The 18,983-nt window shown below is 40.9% G+C and carries 18 protein-coding genes; 12 read left to right on the forward strand and 6 right to left on the reverse strand.

What is annotated here, in order from left to right; genetic code table 11:
• Positions 1 to 50: 50 nt before the first annotated feature.
• The 8 genes from mutY (at position 51) to rpmA (ending at position 6,328) form a co-directional block, all read left to right on the forward strand.
• The gene (gene mutY / locus MB09_RS13220) at positions 51 to 1,115 is read left to right on the forward strand and encodes an A/G-specific adenine glycosylase (protein WP_045081391.1); all 1,065 of its coding nucleotides are present in this window, start codon (positions 51 to 53) and stop codon (positions 1,113 to 1,115) included.
• 59 nt (positions 1,116 to 1,174) lie between these two features.
• Complete coding sequence (locus MB09_RS13225; protein ID WP_045081392.1) at positions 1,175 to 2,134, forward strand: hypothetical protein; 960 nt, start codon at positions 1,175 to 1,177, stop codon at positions 2,132 to 2,134.
• 104 nt (positions 2,135 to 2,238) lie between these two features.
• Positions 2,239 to 2,694 carry a single-stranded DNA-binding protein gene (locus tag MB09_RS13230; protein ID WP_045081393.1) on the forward strand — a complete coding sequence of 152 codons (456 nt, stop codon included), beginning with the start codon at positions 2,239 to 2,241 and terminating at the stop codon, positions 2,692 to 2,694.
• A gap of 21 nt (positions 2,695 to 2,715) precedes the next feature.
• A complete protein-coding gene (locus MB09_RS13235) occupies positions 2,716 to 4,038 on the forward strand; it encodes a gliding motility-associated protein GldE (RefSeq protein WP_045081394.1) in 1,323 nt (440 codons plus the stop codon).
• Complete coding sequence (gene gldD / locus MB09_RS13240) at positions 4,025 to 4,588, forward strand: gliding motility lipoprotein GldD (protein WP_045081395.1); 564 nt, start codon at positions 4,025 to 4,027, stop codon at positions 4,586 to 4,588. The genes MB09_RS13235 and gldD overlap by 14 nt, the downstream gene beginning before the upstream one ends.
• 91 nt (positions 4,589 to 4,679) lie before the next feature.
• On the forward strand, positions 4,680 to 5,135 hold the full coding sequence (locus tag MB09_RS13245) for a DUF4199 domain-containing protein (protein WP_045081396.1): 456 nt from the start codon (positions 4,680 to 4,682) through the stop codon (positions 5,133 to 5,135).
• Positions 5,136 to 5,324: 189 nt separating this feature from the next.
• Entirely contained in the window at positions 5,325 to 6,029 is a 705-nt protein-coding gene (gene rplU / locus MB09_RS13250; protein ID WP_045081397.1) for a 50S ribosomal protein L21, read from the forward strand.
• 35 nt (positions 6,030 to 6,064) lie between these two features.
• Positions 6,065 to 6,328 carry a 50S ribosomal protein L27 gene (rpmA, locus tag MB09_RS13255; RefSeq protein ID WP_045081398.1) on the forward strand — a complete coding sequence of 88 codons (264 nt, stop codon included), beginning with the start codon at positions 6,065 to 6,067 and terminating at the stop codon, positions 6,326 to 6,328.
• An 84-nt stretch (positions 6,329 to 6,412) separates the two neighbouring features.
• Here the strand turns inward: rpmA and MB09_RS13260 are convergent, their stop codons facing one another.
• A complete protein-coding gene (locus MB09_RS13260) occupies positions 6,413 to 7,399 on the reverse strand; it encodes a DUF1028 domain-containing protein (RefSeq protein ID WP_045081399.1) in 987 nt (328 codons plus the stop codon).
• A 205-nt stretch (positions 7,400 to 7,604) separates the two neighbouring features.
• Here MB09_RS13260 and MB09_RS13265 point away from each other — a divergent pair, with 205 nt between their 5' ends.
• Complete coding sequence (locus MB09_RS13265) at positions 7,605 to 9,851, forward strand: tetratricopeptide repeat-containing hybrid sensor histidine kinase/response regulator (RefSeq protein ID WP_052671399.1); 2,247 nt, start codon at positions 7,605 to 7,607, stop codon at positions 9,849 to 9,851.
• 58 nt (positions 9,852 to 9,909) lie between these two features.
• Here the strand turns inward: MB09_RS13265 and MB09_RS13270 are convergent, their stop codons facing one another.
• The 4 genes from MB09_RS13270 to MB09_RS13285 all read right to left on the reverse strand — a co-directional run bounded on the left by MB09_RS13270 (position 9,910) and on the right by MB09_RS13285 (position 13,831).
• A complete protein-coding gene (locus MB09_RS13270; RefSeq protein WP_045081400.1) occupies positions 9,910 to 10,656 on the reverse strand; it encodes a succinate dehydrogenase/fumarate reductase iron-sulfur subunit in 747 nt (248 codons plus the stop codon).
• Between the two features lie 92 nt (positions 10,657 to 10,748).
• A complete protein-coding gene (locus tag MB09_RS13275; RefSeq protein ID WP_045081401.1) occupies positions 10,749 to 11,123 on the reverse strand; it encodes a four helix bundle protein in 375 nt (124 codons plus the stop codon).
• Positions 11,124 to 11,153: 30 nt separating this feature from the next.
• Entirely contained in the window at positions 11,154 to 13,157 is a 2,004-nt protein-coding gene (locus tag MB09_RS13280) for a fumarate reductase/succinate dehydrogenase flavoprotein subunit (protein WP_045081402.1), read from the reverse strand.
• A 17-nt stretch (positions 13,158 to 13,174) separates the two neighbouring features.
• The gene (locus MB09_RS13285; protein ID WP_045081403.1) at positions 13,175 to 13,831 is read right to left on the reverse strand and encodes a succinate dehydrogenase cytochrome b subunit; all 657 of its coding nucleotides are present in this window, start codon (positions 13,829 to 13,831) and stop codon (positions 13,175 to 13,177) included.
• Between the two features lie 274 nt (positions 13,832 to 14,105).
• Here MB09_RS13285 and MB09_RS13290 point away from each other — a divergent pair, with 274 nt between their 5' ends.
• Positions 14,106 to 14,702, forward strand: coding sequence for a hypothetical protein (locus MB09_RS13290; RefSeq protein ID WP_131459923.1), 597 nt, complete (start codon positions 14,106 to 14,108; stop codon positions 14,700 to 14,702).
• Positions 14,703 to 14,747: 45 nt separating this feature from the next.
• Here the strand turns inward: MB09_RS13290 and MB09_RS13295 are convergent, their stop codons facing one another.
• Positions 14,748 to 17,609 (reverse strand): WD40/YVTN/BNR-like repeat-containing protein, encoded by a 2,862-nt coding sequence (locus tag MB09_RS13295; RefSeq protein ID WP_045081405.1) that lies wholly within the window; start codon positions 17,607 to 17,609, stop codon positions 14,748 to 14,750.
• Positions 17,610 to 18,043: 434 nt separating this feature from the next.
• Here MB09_RS13295 and MB09_RS16060 point away from each other — a divergent pair, with 434 nt between their 5' ends.
• Both MB09_RS16060 and MB09_RS13305 read left to right on the forward strand, forming a co-directional pair.
• A complete protein-coding gene (locus tag MB09_RS16060) occupies positions 18,044 to 18,232 on the forward strand; it encodes a hypothetical protein (protein ID WP_131459925.1) in 189 nt (62 codons plus the stop codon).
• A 98-nt stretch (positions 18,233 to 18,330) separates the two neighbouring features.
• Entirely contained in the window at positions 18,331 to 18,798 is a 468-nt protein-coding gene (locus tag MB09_RS13305; protein ID WP_045081407.1) for a DinB family protein, read from the forward strand.
• Positions 18,799 to 18,983: the final 185 nt, after the last annotated feature.

The raw sequence follows: 18,983 nt of genomic DNA on the forward strand, positions 1-18,983 counted from the left end.
TCAAACCTTAATCCTTTAAAATTTAAAGGGATATAGATTAATTTTACCCAATGCCCAAAATAGCTCCATATTTCTCCAAAAAACTCATTGTGTGGTATTTACAGAACAAACGCAATCTACCCTGGCGCAATACAAATAACCCATACCACATTTGGCTTTCAGAAATTATGCTGCAGCAAACGCGTGTTTTGCAAGGTCTGCCCTACTATTTAAAATTTATTGAAGCCTATCCAAAAGTTGAAGATCTGGCCAGCGCTCCCGAAGATGAAGTTTTAAAACTATGGCAAGGCTTGGGTTATTACTCCCGTGCAAGAAACCTGCACGCAACAGCAAAAAGGGTTGCCAATGAAATGGAAGGTATTTTTCCTAACAATTACAAGGATTTGCTGAAGCTGAAAGGCGTGGGCGATTATACCGCCAGCGCCATTGCAAGTATTTCCTTTAACCAGCCCGAGGCCGTGGTCGATGGCAATGTGTATCGCGTGCTTTCCCGGTTTTTTGGAATTTCCACTCCCATAAATTCCACCGCCGGACAAAAGGAATTTAAACAACTCGCGCAAGAGCTGATAGTCAAAGAACAGCCGGGCACCTTCAATCAGGCCATTATGGAGTTTGGCGCGCGTTACTGCGTGCCGCAAAATCCCGATTGCGAAAACTGCATTTTCAATGACAGCTGTGTAGCCTTTCAGCAGAAAAAGGTGGCGCAACTTCCCGTAAAGATTAAATCGAAGCCTGTAAAGCAACGGTTTTTCAACTACCTGGTAATACTTTCGGAAAACGAGCGGACCGTTTTGCAACAGCGCAACGGGAAAGGAATTTGGCATAAACTGTATGAGTTTCCGCTGATTGAAACTTCAAAAGAAATTGAGGTTTCAGAATTGCAAAAACTTCCACAGTTCCAAGATTTTTCCGACAAAATAAACATTCGGAACATTTCACTTTATAATGAAGAAGCCGTGGTGCACAAACTTTCGCACCAGCATCTCAACACACGTTTTTGGATTATTGAGACTCTTGACGAAACCGAAAGCTCCGTCGCCATTTCAGAAATAGAAAGCTATGCCGTGCCCGTGTTGATTGCAAATTTTGTTTCGGAGTTTTTTGAAAACTACTGACTCGATTTAAACCGCAAAAATCTACATTATAATGTATCTTTAACTTTTCTGAAAAAGCTATGGAACTATTAAATAGAATTCAATGCCCCGCCTGCGGAGCAACCTCATCGTACTCTGAGACCGAGCCAGGGCATTACAAATGCGGCTACTGCCTTTCCAATTGGGAACAGCTAAGCATTCTTCCGGAGAAAAGCAACGAGCAGCAATTTTTAGAAAAATGCGAGGCGATTTTTGATGAACAGCAAAAGCTGACCCCGGACCGACCAAAATATTTTGAACGTTCCTTTGCCAACATCACTACCTTTTATTCGTTCTTTTCTGAAATAAAAACCCCCGCATATCGGGAACAACTTTTGCCGAAATTCAACACATTGGTGGACAAACAGATTGAAGAATTTGCCAAACAAAAAATTGACGCAGCCGTGGATCGGGATAAAATATTCTCCAGCTACCCCGATAAATTTGTTTTGATAATTTATCTCGCGGAACTAAACTATATGTCCGCCAAGGCAATGGCCCTGACTTTTAATGAAAAGGACAAGCTGGAAGAAGCCGTCCTAAAATTAACCAAGGCCCAAAATCTCTTCGGCCCCTCAATAAATGAGTGGCAGCCAAAAATATCAAAGGCCATAGTGGGCATATTGCAGCGTTTGGGGGAGCAGGAAAGAACTTTTGACTACATCCATTCGTTATTTAAAAATCAAAGCATTCCTGCCTTCAAAGCTTATCATCACAAAAGCAGCGGGTTTTTGCCAGATGAAGAGGATATTGCCCATTTCAGGGAAGACCGCAAAGCATATTCCGATGATGTAAAATATCTTTTTGAGGACATTATTTTCTCAGAGGAATACATAAATTGGGAAAGCAAGATTATGAAGGAAGCGGAAACTAAATCCAATATGGAGAAACCTACCGAGATTTCAGAGGAAGATATTGAAACCGCACCTGAAGTTTCCGTCAAAACGGATGAAACGGCAATTCCCAAAAAACCTTCCTTTTGGCAAAAACTGTTTGGTTAGCATTGAAAATGAAGTGAATCTATAATTTCCGCGATTTAAAATCTTAAATTTCCTTATATTTAAAACGCAAAATCTACCTTTGCACAAATAGAAAAATTACAATTATGAGTGGAACATTGAACAAAGTAATGTTGATTGGGCATACCGGCGATGATGTGAAAATGCATTATTTTGAAGGCGGAAACAGTTTGGGCCGTTTTCCGCTGGCAACCAATGAAACCTATACAAACAAAACCACAAACGAACGTGTAACCAATACGGAATGGCACAATATTGTGGTACGCAACAAAGCTGCGGAAATCTGCGAGAAATATTTGAAAAAAGGCGACATGGTCTATATTGAGGGTCGTCTAAAAACCCGTAAATGGCAGGACGATAAAGGAATGGATAGGTACAGCACAGAAATACACTGTACAGATTTCACATTTTTGAGTCCAAAAGGCGAAAGCAGCAGTGCTGCCAATAACAACGCAGGACAAAATACGCAAAGACCGCAGCCTTCTTCGGGACCACAAAACAACAATCCAGTTTCGGAAGAAGAGGATGATCTTCCTTTTTAACGTTTAACTAAAACCATCAACTTGGACACGGAACCCCCTGGTTTACTTTTCTTTTTTGACGTTTTGGATATTACCCAAATTACAAGTGGCGTAATGCTGATTGCCCTTTTGGCTTGTTCGGCCCTTATTTCGGGTGCCGAAGTAGCTTTCTTTTCCTTGACACCTTCTGATTTTGAAACCAACGAAGAAAAAGGGATCGCAAAAAAACTGGGAATCGTACAGCGATTGCTTGCAAGGCCAAAAAAGTTGCTGGCCACCATATTGGTTGCCAACAACTTCATAAATATTGCTATCGTACTCCTCTTCGATTCCTTAAGCGATGATTTGTTTTCAGGAATAGAATCAAATTTTTATGGGATTGACGTGCGCTTCATAGTAGAAGTGGGCGTTGTAACCTTCTTTATTTTGCTATTCGGCGAGATTCTTCCGAAGATATACGCCAACCGCAACCGCATTTCGTTCGCGGTTTTCATGGCGCAACCGTTGAACGTTTTGGACACTTTACTATCGCCTATTAGTTTACCGATGCGTTCGGCCACTATTTATCTTCACGACCGCTACGGAAAACAGAAATCAAACATCAGCGTAGATCATTTATCGCAAGCGCTCGAGCTTTCAAACCAAGACACCACTTTTGAGGAGCAGAAAATCCTACAGGGCATTGTAACCTTCGGAAATACAGACACCAAGCAGGTAATGAAAAACCGGATGGATATTTTCGCGCTGAACGAGGAACAGCCTTTCAAAGAAATTCTTCCGGAAATTATCCAGCACGGTTACTCACGTATTCCCGTCTATAAGGATAGCATGGACAACATTACAGGAATTCTGTATGTGAAGGATTTAATTCCCTATACCGATCGAAAAATTTTGGATTGGAAAACCCTGAAACGCGAAGCATACTTTGTACCTGAAAACAAAAAATTGGACGATCTGCTCAACGAATTTAAGGAGATGAAAATGCACCTCGCTATTGTTGTAGACGAGTATGGCGGCACGAGCGGACTGATTTCATTGGAAGATATTATCGAGGAAATCGTAGGCGAAATTAGCGATGAGTTTGACGATGAAGACTTGATTTTTTCAAAGCTTGATGACAATACGTTCGTTTTTGAAGGAAAAACTCCGTTGAAAGATTTTTACAAGGTAATAAAACCAAAGGATCCCGAAACATTTGAAGATGAAAAGGGCGAGGCGGAAACGCTTGCGGGTTTCCTTTTGGAAATTTCAAAAGGCTTTCCAAAAAAGAACGAAGTAATATCCTTCCACAATTATGCGTTTACAATTGAAGCGTTTGAAGGCAAGCGCATCAAACAAATAAAACTTACCATTGAAAATCAATAAGCTCGTTTTTTATATACTCTCAAGCCTCTTTATCCTTGCTTCCTGCGAGGACGATGTTTTGGTGAAACCCTCGGCTATGCTGCGATTGGACTATCCCACTCCTTCTTATCGCACAATTAACACGGACTGTCCTTATTCCTTTTCAGTGAATAGCATTACCAACGTTATTGGGAAAAAAAACTGCGGTGTAAATATAAGCTACCCAAATATGAAGGCCACCTTGTATATAACCTATCAAAACGTACGCGACAACAATCTCGATTCCTTGTTACAGGACGCTCAAAAACTAGCTTATGATCACACTATAAAGGCAAATAGCATCCCCGAGCAACCCTATGTGAATCCAGATAAAAAAGTGTACGGAATGTTTTATATGATAAATGGCAACGCCGCTACCCAAGCCGAATTTTATGCCACGGACAGCATCAATCACTTCTTGAATGGGGCGCTGTATTTTGATGCGAAACCAAACTTCGATTCTGTTTATCCCGCAGTGGTTTATCTTCGCGAAGACATCCGTAAATTGATGGAAACCATTACTTGGAAATAACCCAATTTAAACTGAGCTTCCAAAAAGTTAACAAACCCTTTGCAAAAGGTTCGTCAAGTTTTTGTAACTTTTGACTGTAAAACCATTGATTATGTTCAAAGTATATTCCAGTTACGGTGTTTGGGTTGCAATTGTTCTTATTGCATATTTTCTTCTCTTAAAATTAATTGGCCTTCACCAATATCCGGTATTGAGCGCTGTAAACGGAATTATTTTTGGCATTGGAATTTATATGGCATTGAAGAAATATGCTTCCCGAAAAAATAAATTTCAATATGAAAAAGGATTTGAAGTAGGTTTGCTTTGTGGTGGAATAGCCTCTATAATATTTACTATTTTTATGGCAATCTATATGTATCAAATAGACACCGAATTTGCGGCCAATATTATGGAAGTGTGGAACCTAGAATATGATATGGGTACGCTGATGCTCGTTTTATCAATCTTGATAATGGGCTTTTCTACCACTTTGGTTTTAACGCTTGCTTTTATGCAACTTCTCAAAAATTCCTGGAATACGCAGGATGGAAACCGAAATACACTTTAAATAAAATACCAGTTTTGATATCTTTTCAAGGTAATTTAAAAAACCAAAACCAATAGAATATCCGAGAGGATTGGTTTTTAAAAGATTAAATAAAAATACTTTGTTGTTTCCTTTTTAAAAATTATATTTGCACCCGCTTTTACTGGACGGTAGAAGCATTTTGTTTAACTAATTTATAAACGATTCGCTATGTACGCAATTGTAGAGATAGCAGGGCAGCAAGTAAAAGTTGCGAAAGACCAAAAGGTTTTTGTTAATCGTTTGCCAGTAGAAGAAGGAAAAAAAGTGTCTTTTGACAATGTACTTCTTATTGGTGACGGAGACAATATTACCATTGGCGCCCCGGCTATAAACGGCGCTCAAATAGGAGCAAAAGTCGTAAAGCACCTTAAGGGTGACAAGGTTATAGTATTTAAAAAGAAAAGAAGAAAAGGTTTCCGTAAGAAAAACGGTCACCGTCAGTATCTTTCTGAAATCGTAATCGAGAGCATTGTAGCTTCAGGAGCTACACCTGCCAAAAAGGAAGAAGCTAAAAAAGCTGAACCAAAAAAAGAAACTAAAGCTAAGGCTGCTGCCCCTAAAGCAAAAGCCGAAACTAAAGCACCCGCTAAAAAAGCAGCTCCTAAAAAAGCAGCTAAAGCAGACGATCTTAAAAAGATTGAAGGTGTTGGACCAAAAGCCGCAGAGGCTATGGTTGCCGCTGGACTGGACACTTTTGCAAAAGTTGCAAAAGCAAAACCAGAAGCTATCGCAACTATTCTTTCTGAAGCGAGTTCAAATTTAGCACACTTAGTTACCGACACTTGGCCAAAACAAGCAAAATTGGCAGCTGACGGTAAGTGGGATGAACTTAAAGAATTACAAGACAAATTAGACGGTGGGATTGAAAAATAATCCTGCTAAAGTATAATATTTAAAACCGAAACAAAATGGCTCACAAAAAAGGAGTTGGTAGTTCCAAAAACGGTCGCGAATCAGAATCGAAACGTCTTGGCGTTAAGATTTTCGGAGGGCAGGCCGCCATTGCTGGAAATATCATTGTAAGACAAAGAGGTTATACGCATCACCCAGGTGAAAACGTATACGGTGGTAAAGACCATACCCTTCACGCACAAGTGGATGGTGTTGTGAAATTTACCAAAAAGAAAGATAACAAGAGCTACGTTTCAATCGTTCCAAACGCTGAGGCTTAATAGTACCTTGTTTTTATAAAAATGAAAAACCTCCACAGCTGTGGAGGTTTTTGTTTTTTAAAGGTTTAAATTAATAATGACTTTTTACTCCTCGCCAAGCAGGAGCATTAGATTTTCTTCCGAAACATTCAGTAAACCCACCTTGGGCAAACGCCGCGTAAGTTCCCGCCAGTTTTTATCTTGCGCATAGATTCCCTGTAGCATTTCCGATGCCTTTTCAATCTGCTTATCATTGGCCAAGGTCACAGCCGTCCAATATTGCATCTCCAGATTTTTTGGAAACATTCTCATAGCAGCGTTATACGCTTCCATAGCCCGTTTCATATCATTTTTTTCCACATATAAATCGCCTTGGTTCATATAGTCATAGGCCCTATAAACCTTCAGAAGTCTATCTATTTCCTTTATGGGATTATCCGAATCATCCACCCGAAGATCTATTAATTTATCGTTCCATGGCTCCGTAGTGGCCTCAGCCGCAAATACCACTAACGCCGCCGATTGCTTTCCGCGGATATCGCCTCCGGTATTTTCTGCAGCTCGCAACACTGCGATCATTCTTTCGGCCAATGGCAACCCATCAAATTCATTCCACGCTTTTTCCATGGCGGGTACTACTTCGTCATTCAGCATCATATTAGCCTGTACCGAAAAGTTTTCGCCATTTGCGTGCCCCGCATAATCAATACAGCTTTTGCCCGTATGCGTTGCCACCCTACCCGCTTTGTCAAGGATTGCCACCTGCCTGAATTCGCGACCATCATCTTCAGCCAATAATATATCCAGCGCTTGCTGCGGCGTTTTTCCTTGTTTCAACAGATCGAGACCACGGATGCCAAATGATTTGTTTACAAAACTTTGGGTTGCCACAACCCCCACGCCCGCCTCGCCCCACGGAACGGCGGTCCCTACACTGAACCAGTGGCTCTGAACGGCAACTGCCATTTGGCCCGTTTTAGCATCTCGAGCTACTATGGAATAGGTATGTGCCAAGGGATCATTGGGTTTAATTGATTGTGCGACTGACATAAAACTTGATATTACGGCAAGCATTAAAATAAGGGATTTCATATTTTTTGGATTTAATATCTAAAGATAATTTTTTATTGGAAGAATACGAAAACTTTAATCTTCATTGCTATCCGGAACATCACTTTCTTCCGCCATGGGTCGAGGAGAATTTTTTTTAAGACCGCAATAGGCGTTTTTAGTGCTTGAATTTCATTATAATATGCTATTTTAGTGCTCTTAAAATCCCTTTTTGTCTTTTTAAATTTTGAAGTATTTACGCCTCATTCTACTTTTAACTTCCTTTGCAGGGATTGCACAAAATAGCCCAGATACTATTTCTTCGCTAAAAAATATTTCCTTTGAAGCTATAAAGGACTCCCTGGACTTAATGCAGGACAGAACGGATAAACGATTTTTTGAAGGGAAATATGATTCCGTGATATTGACTTCTATTGATAATATCCGTTTTGCCGAACAAATTGGCGATACGGAAGCAGCCTATTATTCCCGATATATGATGGGGGCGGCTTTTATTTACCTGAAGGATTTTAAGAATGCCCACGAGTATGCAGACGCCTATCTGGAATATGCCGAAAAAACCAAGAACGAATTTAACATAGCCCGGGGATACAATCTTATAGGGGCGTTATACCTCACCGAGAAAAAATATGACTCTGCCCTACCATTTTTAAAAAAAGCACTTCCCCTGTCCTTAAAAAGAAAAGACACCTTAGAGGCTTCGATGGTTTATTACAATCTCTCAGAATCCTACCTTAATAAAGGCGAAAAGAAAAAAGCACAATTGTATTTCAACAAAGCTGAGGAAGGGATAGATGCACTCAAATTTAAAGGCTTCACTACCGAAATGAACCTTTTGGCAGGCAAGCTGAAACTAGCCTCGAACCAACCGATGGAGGCTATCGAAAATTTCAGGGAAGCAATCTCCTTTGCAGAAGAAGGGAAATATATAGACGATAATTTAATTGAAGCGTATAAGGAATACAGTATCGCACTATTTGAAGTTGGCGATTTTAAAGAGGCCTTTCTGGTTCGCAAAAAATTTGATAGCCTCACCCAAATCCAGTTCGAAAAAGAAAAGTTGATAGCCATCCAGAACGCCGCCGCACAATTTAGCGTAAACGAATATAAAAAACAGGCCCGCCAGGCAGAACTGGAAAAAAAACTGCTTTCGGAAAAGGCATTATTGAGTAATATATTACTCGCTTTTTTTATAGGCGCCGCTATTTTGATGGGAATATTTCTGGTAATCCTATATATCTCACACCGCGGCAGAAAAAAACTTACCCTCACCCTCAAGGAAAAAAATCAGCAATATCTAAAAGCCAAACAGAAATCTGAAAAATTAGCACTGGCCAAAAGCAAATTCTTTTCAACGGTAAGCCACGAATTACGCACCCCTCTTTATGGAGTTATTGGGTTAAGCTCCGTTTTATTGGAAGACGAATCACTCAAAAGTCACCGGGCAGATTTAAAAAATCTCAAATTTTCGGCAGACTATCTCTTAGCGCTAATAAACGACGTGCTCCAAATAAGCAAACTGGAATCAAATACCCTGGAGGAAATGCGAGTTCCTTTTGATTTAAGGGAGTTAACCCAGTCCATTGTTTCCTCCTTTCAATATGCGCTTGTACAAAATAAGAATACGCTCCACGTGAATATTTCAGATAATATTCCCAATACTATAATTGGAGATCGCGTCCGGCTATCGCAAATTTTAATGAATTTGGTGGGCAATGCCATCAAATTTACCACCAATGGCAATATTTATATAACGGCCCAGGAAAAATCGATTTCTGAAAATGGGGTCGATATCCAATTTAGTATTGAAGACAACGGAATAGGCATTCCAAAAGGCAAACAGAAGGCTATTTTTGAAGAATTTCAGCAAGTAGATTCAGAAAATTTTAAAATACAGGGTACGGGGCTGGGGTTAACCATTGTGAAAAAATTGCTGGAAGCATCTAATTCATCCATAAAACTCAAAAGTGAACCAGGAAAGGGATCTACCTTTAGTTTTACGTTGAAATTTGAAATTATGAAGCATCTTCTTCAAGACAAAGTTCTAGGGGACAACAACATACTTACCGGAAAAAGAATACTTGTAGTTGATGACAACCGTATAAACCAAATTGTTACCAAGAAAATTTTAGAAAACAATGGTATGATAGCAGTTATCGCTGAAAACGGCGATACCGCTATTGCCAAACTACAAACCGAAATATTTGACCTTGTGCTGATGGATATCAACATGCCGGGCAAGGACGGTATAGAAACTACCCAAGAAATAAGAAAGTTTGATCAAATTACACCTATCGTGGCCCTTACCGCTATTGAAGTGGAGGAAATGAGAACCAGAATTGAGACATCGGGAATGAACGATATCATTGTTAAACCCTATGATACCGATAAGTTTTTGAAGATTATACTAAGCAATTTGGTTGATGAGGAAGATCTGGTTTTTGGTGGGGAACATACATCAGCAGGGCAATAAAAAATCCAAGCCTTGGATGACTTGGATTGTTAAAGGTATATTTTAAGTTTCTAATTTTCTAACCCTTTAGGCTCGCGCTTAAATATTCGCGGTTCATACGCGCGATGTTTTCTAAGGAAATCCCTTTTGGGCACTCAATTTCGCAGGCTCCGGTGTTGCTACAGTTTCCAAAACCTTCCTTATCCATTTGTGCAACCATATTCAATACGCGTTCAGTGGCTTCAATTCTTCCCTGAGGAAGCAAAGCAAACTGGCTCACCTTTGCGGAAGTGAAAAGCATTGCGCTGGCATTTTTACAAGCTGCCACACAAGCGCCACAACCAATACAGGTTGCCGCATTGAAGGACTCATCGGCATCGTGCTTGTTCACGGGAATGGTATTGGCATCTATGGTATTTCCAGAGGTATTCACAGAGATATACCCTCCCGCTTGTTGAATTCTATCAAAGGCGCTTCTATCTACCACCAAATCCTTTATAACCGGAAATGCCTTGGCTCGGAAAGGTTCAATCACGATAGTATCGCCATCGTTGAACATACGCATATGCAATTGGCAGGTTGTAACCAATCGATCTGGGCCGTGGGGTTCGCCGTTTATTTGCAGAGAACAACTTCCGCAGATACCTTCGCGACAGTCGTGGTCAAAAACCACAGGCTCCTCGCCTTTGTTAATTAAACCTTCGTTGAGAACGTCGAGCATTTCAAGAAATGACATATCTCCCTCAATACCGTCGATGGGATAGGTTTTCAATTCACCCTTTGCTTTATTATTTTTCTGTCTCCAGATTTTTAGTGTAAGTTTCATAATTTTCTATATTATGTAACCCATTGTTGGGTTTGAATATTTTCTGTTTAAAAAAAGTTATTGAGTTATTAGGTTATGGGTTATTAAGCTATTTAGTGTTTACGGTTTTGAAGGTACTTTATGTAACCATTTAAAATCAATAAGGTTTTATCGTGAATAATTGTAAGCTCTTTTAGTTTCCCTTCAGAAATATAATCTTCATCTAAAGCAATTATTCCGTGATCAAGCATTTCATTCAAAGATCCTCTGGCCATTCTGCAAAATTGAATATTCTCTTGAAAATGAAACCTGCCAAAACCTTCTGCAATATTATTTCCGACTGAGCGGGATGACCTTCTTATTTGCGAAGTCAAACCAAACCTTTCAAAAGATGGGAAATCTGGAATAACTGAATCCTTCACAAAATTCCGAAAAACTCTCGCTTCTTTCCAGCAAGCCAATTCTTCAAAGGATTGAAAACCTCCCATAATAACTCAATAACATAATAACTCAATAACCTACTTATAGCTCCGCGACTTCACCTCAATATTCTCATACTCCAGTTCTTCCTTGTGAAGCACTTCGTTTCCGGGGTCTCCGGTGTATTCCCAAGCCGCGACGTACATAAAGTTTTCGTCATCGCGCAGGGCTTCTCCCTCCTCGGTTTGGTATTCCTCACGGAAGTGGCCGCCGGCAGATTCATTTCTATTTAAAGCATCTTTTGCAAACAATTCGCCCAATTCAAGGAAATCTGCTACACGGGTTGCTTTTTCAAGTTCGCTGTTCAATTCGTTCATACCGCCGGGAACTTTTACATCTCGCCAAAATTCTTCGCGAAGGGCTCTAATTTCAGTCATTGCTTCTTTCAGTCCTTCGGCATTCCGCGCCATACCGCATTTGTTCCACATAATGTGACCCAATTTTTTATGGAAATGATCTACAGAGTGGGTTCCTTTATTGTTTATCAATTTTTCCAACAAATCACGGACGTTTTTTTCGGCTTCGTCAAATTCCTTTGTATCTGTCGGTATTTTTCCCGTTTTAATGTCCTGCGCCAAATAATCGCCAATGGTGTAAGGCAATACAAAGTATCCATCCGCCAAACCTTGCATCAACGCCGAAGCGCCCAAACGGTTTGCGCCGTGGTCACTAAAGTTGGCCTCGCCTGTAACATAGCAACCCGGAATGGTGGATTGCAAATTGTAATCTACCCAAATGCCGCCCATAGTGTAATGCACCGCAGGGTAGATCATCATTGGGGTTTCATACGGGTTTTCATCAACAATCTTTTCATACATCTGGAAGAGATTGCCGTACTTATTTTCGATTACCTGTTTTCCAAGTTTTGTAATTTCTTCTTTGCTAGGGTTGTGGTTTCCGTGGATTGCTGCCTGCTCTTTTCCGTAGCGTTCAATGGCAGAGGCAAAGTCCAAAAATACCGCCTGCCCGGTTTTGTTTACGCCAAAACCAGCATCGCAACGCTCTTTTGCGGCGCGCGACGCCACATCACGCGGCACAAGATTTCCGAAGGAAGGATATCTTCTTTCCAAATAATAATCACGCTCTTCTGCAGAAAGGTCGTTCGGTTTTTTCTTGCCGTGGCGGATAGCCTCGGCATCTTCCTTTTTCTTTGGCACCCAAATTCTTCCGTCGTTCCGAAGGGATTCAGACATCAAAGTCAGCTTGCTTTGGTGGTCTCCCGAAACGGGAATACAAGTGGGGTGAATCTGTGTATAGCAAGGATTCGCAAAATAAGCGCCTCTTTTATGGATTTTCCACGAAGCGGTAACGTTGCTTCCCATAGCATTTGTAGAAAGGTAGAAAACGTTTCCATAGCCACCAGAAGCAATAACCACCGCGTGTGCGGAATGTCTTTCAATTTCTCCCGAAACCAGATCGCGGGCTATGATTCCCCGTGCTTTCCCGTCGATTATTACCAAATCGAGCATTTCGTGACGGTTGTAGGGCGTTATTTTTCCCCGGTTTATCTGGCGGTTCATTGCCGAATATGCGCCCAAGAGCAATTGTTGCCCTGTTTGCCCTTTCGCATAAAATGTACGCGATACCAATACGCCCCCGAAGGAACGGTTGTCCAAAAAGCCTCCGTATTCACGGGCAAAGGGAACACCCTGAGCCACACATTGGTCAATAATATTTGCTGAAACCTCAGCCAGACGGTACACGTTTGCCTCGCGCGAACGGTAATCGCCTCCTTTTATGGTGTCATAAAATAATCTGTAATTTGAATCGCCATCGCCCTGATAGTTCTTGGCGGCGTTGATACCTCCTTGCGCTGCAATGGAATGCGCACGACGGGGAGAATCTTGATAGCAAAAGGTTTTTACGTTATAGCCCAATTCGGCAAGGGTTGCGGCGGCACTTCCACCGGCAAGCCCGGTACCTACCACAATAATGTCTATATTCCGTTTGTTGGCAGGGTTAACGAGGTTTATATCGTTTTTATGTTTTGTCCACTTATCGGCTAAGGGTCCTTTTGGGATTTTTGAATCTAATACTGACATAGCGTTGCGTTTCGTGGTTATTGTATAAAGTGAAGGTAAAGAGCAATGAAAATAAATCCTAAGGGAATAGCTATTGCATAAACTTGGGTAAACCCTCTTAAACCTTTTGAGTATTTGTTGTTCCAGCCCATACTTTGGAAAGACGATGAAAAGCCGTGCCAAAGATGGACCGCCAATAGCACAAAAGCCAAACAGTACAAGCCTGTGCGCACCGGACTTTCAAATTTATGAAGCAAATCGGGATAATAACGCGTGCCATCCAGCGGATTGCTCTCTACGTATTTGTGAACTATCTCAGGAAACCAAAAATCGTAAAAGTGCAGTCCCAAAAATGCCAAGATAACAGCGCCGCTAATTATCATGTTTCGCGATGCCCAAGTAGAGTTTTTGTTTCCTTTAAAGGATTTGTAGCTGATCTGTCTTGCGTTGTTGTTTCTTATTTCGAGCACGATTCCCATAATAAAGTGGAAAACCACCCCAAAGATCAAAATAGGCTGGAGAACGAACTGCACCAGAATATTGTGCCCCATAAAGTGCGACCAGCTATTGAAAGTATCCGGATCTATAACCGAAGTAACATTGATGGTAAAGTGTTGTGCCAAAAACAGCACGAGAAATAAGCCGGAAAGCGCCATAGCAACTTTTCGTGCAATTGAAGAGGATAGTATTGCCATTATGGTTTTATTTCAAGAATTCGGAATACAAAAATACACCACCCTGCTACCATTGCCAAAAAAATATGGCTTCAACTTGCTTATTTAGACTTGATATAACCTGTATTTTAGTGTAGCAAAGCAACCGGTTTCAATTCCTATATCGTAAAAAACTGTTATAATTTTTTTAATTTGAGGTTAATTAATTAATTGTTAACTACTTATGGAGATATTTGATTGTAATTTCTATTGCATAAGATAATATATGTTGAAAATTAAAATAAAAAAGAAAACTATGAAATCATTAAGAACACTATTAATTGCTACCTTTTCCGTAGCACTCTTTTCCTGCGGAAATACGCAAACGGCATCTACAACAGTAGAAAATACACCAGATACCAAAGGAACCATTAGAGAGGTTGCCGATCGCGACGACAATTCTTGGGATAGAAATTCAGATCAAGATGTTGCAATCAACACAAGAAATACCTCTACAGATACCAGAACTAGTTCCACAGGCCGTGCTATGACAGATACCGATAATTCGAATAGGATGGACCAAAAGAACAAAATGGAGCAAAACCAAAATATGGATGCTTCTACATCCAGGACGTTAAATGACAATGAAATTGATATTTACTGGATTAGTTTGAAAAAAGTGGATATGGCCTCTATGTACGATTACGTAAATATGAGCGAAGACCAAATTCTAAAATATCAACGTGGTTATGCTGATTATATAGATAGAATGCAGAACCAAAATAGACGTTTGACTATTGATCAAAAGGATTTATTAAAGCAACGGGACGGAATTCTATACGATATTCTAAAACCCGCCCAATATGATAAATACCAAGAATGGAAAAAGATGAATCCAAATTCCGGAATGTAATCTTTAACCACTCGATTTAAAAAAAAGAGGCAGCTGCCTCTTTTTTTATTTTATCTCAAAAGGCATATCCGCGGCTTTGCCCTCAATAGTAACAGTTAGTTTATACTTTCCTTTCGGAGGATAGAACTTTCCGTTCTCCGCATGTTTCAATTTGGTGTCGCCGTTTTCCAAAACTCTTTTTCCTTTTCCTGCCCGTTCGGCAGGCGGGTCAGAAATGGCAAGATCATACTCCAAAACGTTCACGCCTTTATTTGCCTCCATTGAAATATTCCGCAGCTCTTTCCCTTCTTCATTTTTAATGGAAATATTTGCCCTTCCAGCTTGCGGACTGTAAAATTGGATTCTCGCTTTTGGTTCATACACCTCGCCCCAAGTGCTGAATTTGCTTCCCCAGCGGGGTGAAAAGTTTATAGGTTCCATTTCCGCGACTACCACTTCATCCATCGTTTTTGGATTCAATTTTTGAAGCAATGAAATATCGGCAATATAAAGCGACCGCCCGTGCGTGCCCAAAACCAAATGTTTCGCCTCGGGCTGGATTACCAAATCGTGTACCGCAACATTGGGCAATTCCTTTGAGAAAACCTCCCAGCTCTCGCCGCGGTCAAAGGAAACGTAGGCGCCGTTATCGGTTCCCAGATACAGCAAGTCTTCATTTACCGGATCTTCCTTTATTACGTTTACCGGCGAAGTTGGCAAATTACTGCCAATGTTCTTCCAAGTAGCGCCATAGTTATCGCTCACATATACATAGGGTTTAAAATCGTCCCAACGGTAGCCGTTCAGTGAAACATAAACCCTTTCCGTTTTATGTGAAGAAGCAATCACGCGGCTCACCCATAAATCTTTTGGGAAGCTATCCGAAACCTTCGTCCAACTGCCGCCAGCATCCTTTGAAACATGCAACAGCCCGTCGTCGCTACCAGCGTAAAGCAATCCAAACTGAAAAGGAGATTCGCTGATGCTCGTCAAGGTTCCGTAGGCCACATTGCCGGGTTTTCCGCCCTGCGTTAAATCTTCTGAAATTGCCGTCCAGTCATTGCCTTGGTTCATACTTCGCATCAACTTATTTCCGCCCAAATAGAGAATGTCCTGGTTGTGCGGACTCAACAAAATGGGTGTTTGCCAGTTGAAGCGGTACGGGCTCTCGCCCAATTCGTGTTTCGGTTGGATGTACACCGTGGTATCCTTGGCGCGGTCAAGCCTGAAATAATTCCCGAATTGAAACCCAGTATAGACTATATCGCTATTTCGGCTGTCAATCTGCACTTGCATGCCGTCGCCACCCAAAAGAAATTCATAGGGATATTTTCCGTTTTGCAGCCATCCGGGATTTGCCTCATAATCATGCGGCCCCACCCAAACGCCGTTGTCCTGCAGGCCACCATAAACGTTGTAATTTTTTTGGTGGTCCACATTTACCGAATAGAATTGGCCCACCACTGGCGCGTTGTTCTTTATCCACGTTTTGCCGTCGTCATAACTTATGTTTACGCCGCCATCGTTGCCATCAATTAAATGGCCCGGCATTTTTGGATTTATCCACAGCGCGTGATGGTCCACGTGCACATTATCTGCATCTATGCTTTTAAAGGTCTTTCCGCCGTCGGAAGACTTCAGGATGGGTACGCCATACACATAGATTTTATTGGAATCATTTGGATCAACATGAATTTTTCCGAAGTAATATCCGTAGGAATAATACAGATCATCCAAAAAGCCGTCGTGGGTTTTCTTCCACGTTTTTCCGCCATCGGTGCTTTTGTAAACCTCGGCGCCAATTACGGGCGTATCGAACAAGGCGCTGTTGGCATCTTCCAAATATTTCGCCAAATCCTTTGGTTTTACGGTGCCTACGCGAACCATCTGCTTTACATTTTCAGCGCGGTATTTTTCCTGAAAACCGTTCATTTTCAGGAATTGGTTCAGCTTTTTATCGTCCAAATTTAAAAAGGCAGCCACATCCATGGTTTTGAAATCGTCCTTGGTGAGAATATCCGTTTCTTCTTTTTTTGGCTCCTCCTTTCGGTGAAATTGGTTGTCCACAATCAAATAAACCGTATTGTCATCAACCACGGCAGTGCCCATTCGGCCCATTCCTTTCCCAATGGGCAAGCCGCTGTTTTCGGTAGAAACTTTCGTCCAAGTACTTCCGGCATCGGTGCTTTTATAAACCTCGCTGCCCGGGCCGCTGCCGTCAAAATTCCACGCCTTCCGGTCTTTGTCCCACGCCGTGGCGTACATAGTGTTGAAATTTTTTGGGTTAGCCGAAATTTCAATAATACCCGTTTCGTCATTTATATAAAGCGTTTTGCTCCAGGTTTTGCCGCCGTCGGTGGTTTTGAAAACGCCGCGCTCGTCGTTAGTAGAATACAAATGACCCACCACGCCCACAATCACTTCGTTGGGATTTGAAGGATTTATAAGAATACTGCTGATGTGGTGGCTGTCGGTAAGGCCCATATTTTGCCAGGTTTTGCCTTTGTCTTCGCTTTTCAGCAACCCGATGCCGGCATACGAAGAGCGAGAGGCGTTCACCTCGCCCGTGCCAACCCAAATGGTGCCGTTTTGCCAATCTACCGCCACGCAGCCCACGTTCTGTGTAGGGCTGCTGTCCATTACGGGTGTAAAGGAAGTACCGTTATTGTTTGTATGCCAAAGTCCGCCGCTGGCGTAGCCTACATAAAACTCGATGGGATTGGTTGGGTTTACGGCAAAATCTACCACCCGGCCGCTCATTATAGTAGGGCCAATGCTTTTAAAGGGCAGGTTTTTAACAGCCGAAACCTGTGCCAATTCTGTTTTTTGTGTAATGCCGCTTGCAACACTATTTGCGGGAGTAGCTGGCTGTTGCGAAAAAGCTATTGTTGTAGCCAGGCAAAGCACCGAAAGGAAAAGTTTGTTCATGGGAATGGTTTTGAAAAGATGAAGGTACTTAAATGGGGCGGGTTTTGCAATGATTTAATTTAGCGATGCAAGATTTGCCAAGATTCAAAAAGAGAATTGTTTTTTGGTATATTTGGAGGTGAACAATGATATATAAAAGGGAATAAGCGGGATGTAGTTTTTATTTGCATGTTGTGCTTAATGGTTACTGATCAGATTTCAATCGGAACTTTTCACAAGGTCTTTAATTATGAAAATTAAATCTAAAAAACTTTACTTATGCAATATTAGGCTCACTAATTTTAATTTTCTTTTTGTGGTTTTATGTCCATCATTTCAACTTATTATTCGATTCTAAATTATATATTACCTGTAAGGCAGTTATTGAGGAAACAAAGGAACCCATAAATTATGCAAAAATTGTCATCACGCGGATTGGAAAACCTTGGTATGCAATGTGGTCGACTCAAGAAATAATAAGTGGTAATACAAACGAAATCGGAGAATTTACCTTTCAGATAAGTGAATCAAAAAGATATTATGTGGAAATCTCAAAAGAATATAAAAAGCGATTTATAGGTGACAATCAAACTTTTATTGGCTTTGACGAGTTTGAAGGAAATGAAGTTAGGGATGGAGAATGAATTATAATTCCTTGTGACAATTAAAAAGAATACACTAAGCACAACACGAGTATAAACGTTGGCTGTAATGTAAAACGACATTCTCGAAAATAAAGAAAATGAGCCAATCTGAACTTATAATTTTAAATTTTACGGAAATAAGGGAAAGAAGTATAAAACTTTGGAATGGACTACCTGAGAAATATTATAATTGGAAACCTGACGAAAAAGCAATGAGTGCGTCAGAAATGATAAGACACGTTTTGGAGGCTGATTATGGATGGAATCTTATTATTAACCAAAGAGATATGACGAATTATAAAACACCTTGGAAAAACCGACCATTCATTAGCGTTACCGATGAACTTGAATTCGCCGAACCTTATAGAAAAACATTTATAGAAAGTATACGGCAATTTTCGGATACGGAATTAAACGAAACCGAAATCATTCATCCAGGGAACGGAGAAAAGAAAATACTCGGAAAATATTTATTGCGGATTGGATATCACGAATCAGTTCATGCAGGGCAATTTTTGTCGTATTTAAGAGCAATGAAAATTGATAGACCAAAATTATGGGATTAAAAAAAACGCTACAGCTAATGTGTGTGCTAAACCGAAAGTAAACGCTAATTTAACCGGTAATTGACGGTTACACGAGACCGTTTTATACCTTTAAAAATTAAATTTTGTGCTACGATATTAAAGCCAGTCTAGAAGCCCAACTGCACCGCGCAAGACGCCGTGCAGACGCGCAGGCCGTTGAAGAA

The organism is Aequorivita vladivostokensis, assembly GCF_000952855.1.
Lineage (GTDB): Bacteria > Bacteroidota > Bacteroidia > Flavobacteriales > Flavobacteriaceae > Aequorivita > Aequorivita vladivostokensis.

What these genes read in the sequence shown, in the direction of transcription:
- mutY (WP_045081391.1), top strand. Translation starts at nt 51, where the DNA reads ATGCCCAAAATAGCTCCATATTTCTCCAAAAAACTCATTGTGTGGTAT.
- MB09_RS13225 (WP_045081392.1), top strand. Translation starts at nt 1,175, where the DNA reads ATGGAACTATTAAATAGAATTCAATGCCCCGCCTGCGGAGCAACCTCA.
- MB09_RS13230 (WP_045081393.1), top strand. Translation starts at nt 2,239, where the DNA reads ATGAGTGGAACATTGAACAAAGTAATGTTGATTGGGCATACCGGCGAT.
- MB09_RS13245 (WP_045081396.1), top strand. Translation starts at nt 4,680, where the DNA reads ATGTTCAAAGTATATTCCAGTTACGGTGTTTGGGTTGCAATTGTTCTT.
- rplU (WP_045081397.1), top strand. Translation starts at nt 5,325, where the DNA reads ATGTACGCAATTGTAGAGATAGCAGGGCAGCAAGTAAAAGTTGCGAAA.
- rpmA (WP_045081398.1), top strand. Translation starts at nt 6,065, where the DNA reads ATGGCTCACAAAAAAGGAGTTGGTAGTTCCAAAAACGGTCGCGAATCA.
- MB09_RS13260 (WP_045081399.1), bottom strand. Translation starts at nt 7,399, where the DNA reads ATGAAATCCCTTATTTTAATGCTTGCCGTAATATCAAGTTTTATGTCA.
- MB09_RS13270 (WP_045081400.1), bottom strand. Translation starts at nt 10,656, where the DNA reads ATGAAACTTACACTAAAAATCTGGAGACAGAAAAATAATAAAGCAAAG.
- MB09_RS13275 (WP_045081401.1), bottom strand. Translation starts at nt 11,123, where the DNA reads ATGGGAGGTTTTCAATCCTTTGAAGAATTGGCTTGCTGGAAAGAAGCG.
- MB09_RS13280 (WP_045081402.1), bottom strand. Translation starts at nt 13,157, where the DNA reads ATGTCAGTATTAGATTCAAAAATCCCAAAAGGACCCTTAGCCGATAAG.
- MB09_RS13285 (WP_045081403.1), bottom strand. Translation starts at nt 13,831, where the DNA reads ATGGCAATACTATCCTCTTCAATTGCACGAAAAGTTGCTATGGCGCTT.
- MB09_RS13290 (WP_131459923.1), top strand. Translation starts at nt 14,106, where the DNA reads ATGAAATCATTAAGAACACTATTAATTGCTACCTTTTCCGTAGCACTC.
- MB09_RS13295 (WP_045081405.1), bottom strand. Translation starts at nt 17,609, where the DNA reads ATGAACAAACTTTTCCTTTCGGTGCTTTGCCTGGCTACAACAATAGCT.
- MB09_RS16060 (WP_131459925.1), top strand. Translation starts at nt 18,044, where the DNA reads ATGTGGTCGACTCAAGAAATAATAAGTGGTAATACAAACGAAATCGGA.
- MB09_RS13305 (WP_045081407.1), top strand. Translation starts at nt 18,331, where the DNA reads ATGAGCCAATCTGAACTTATAATTTTAAATTTTACGGAAATAAGGGAA.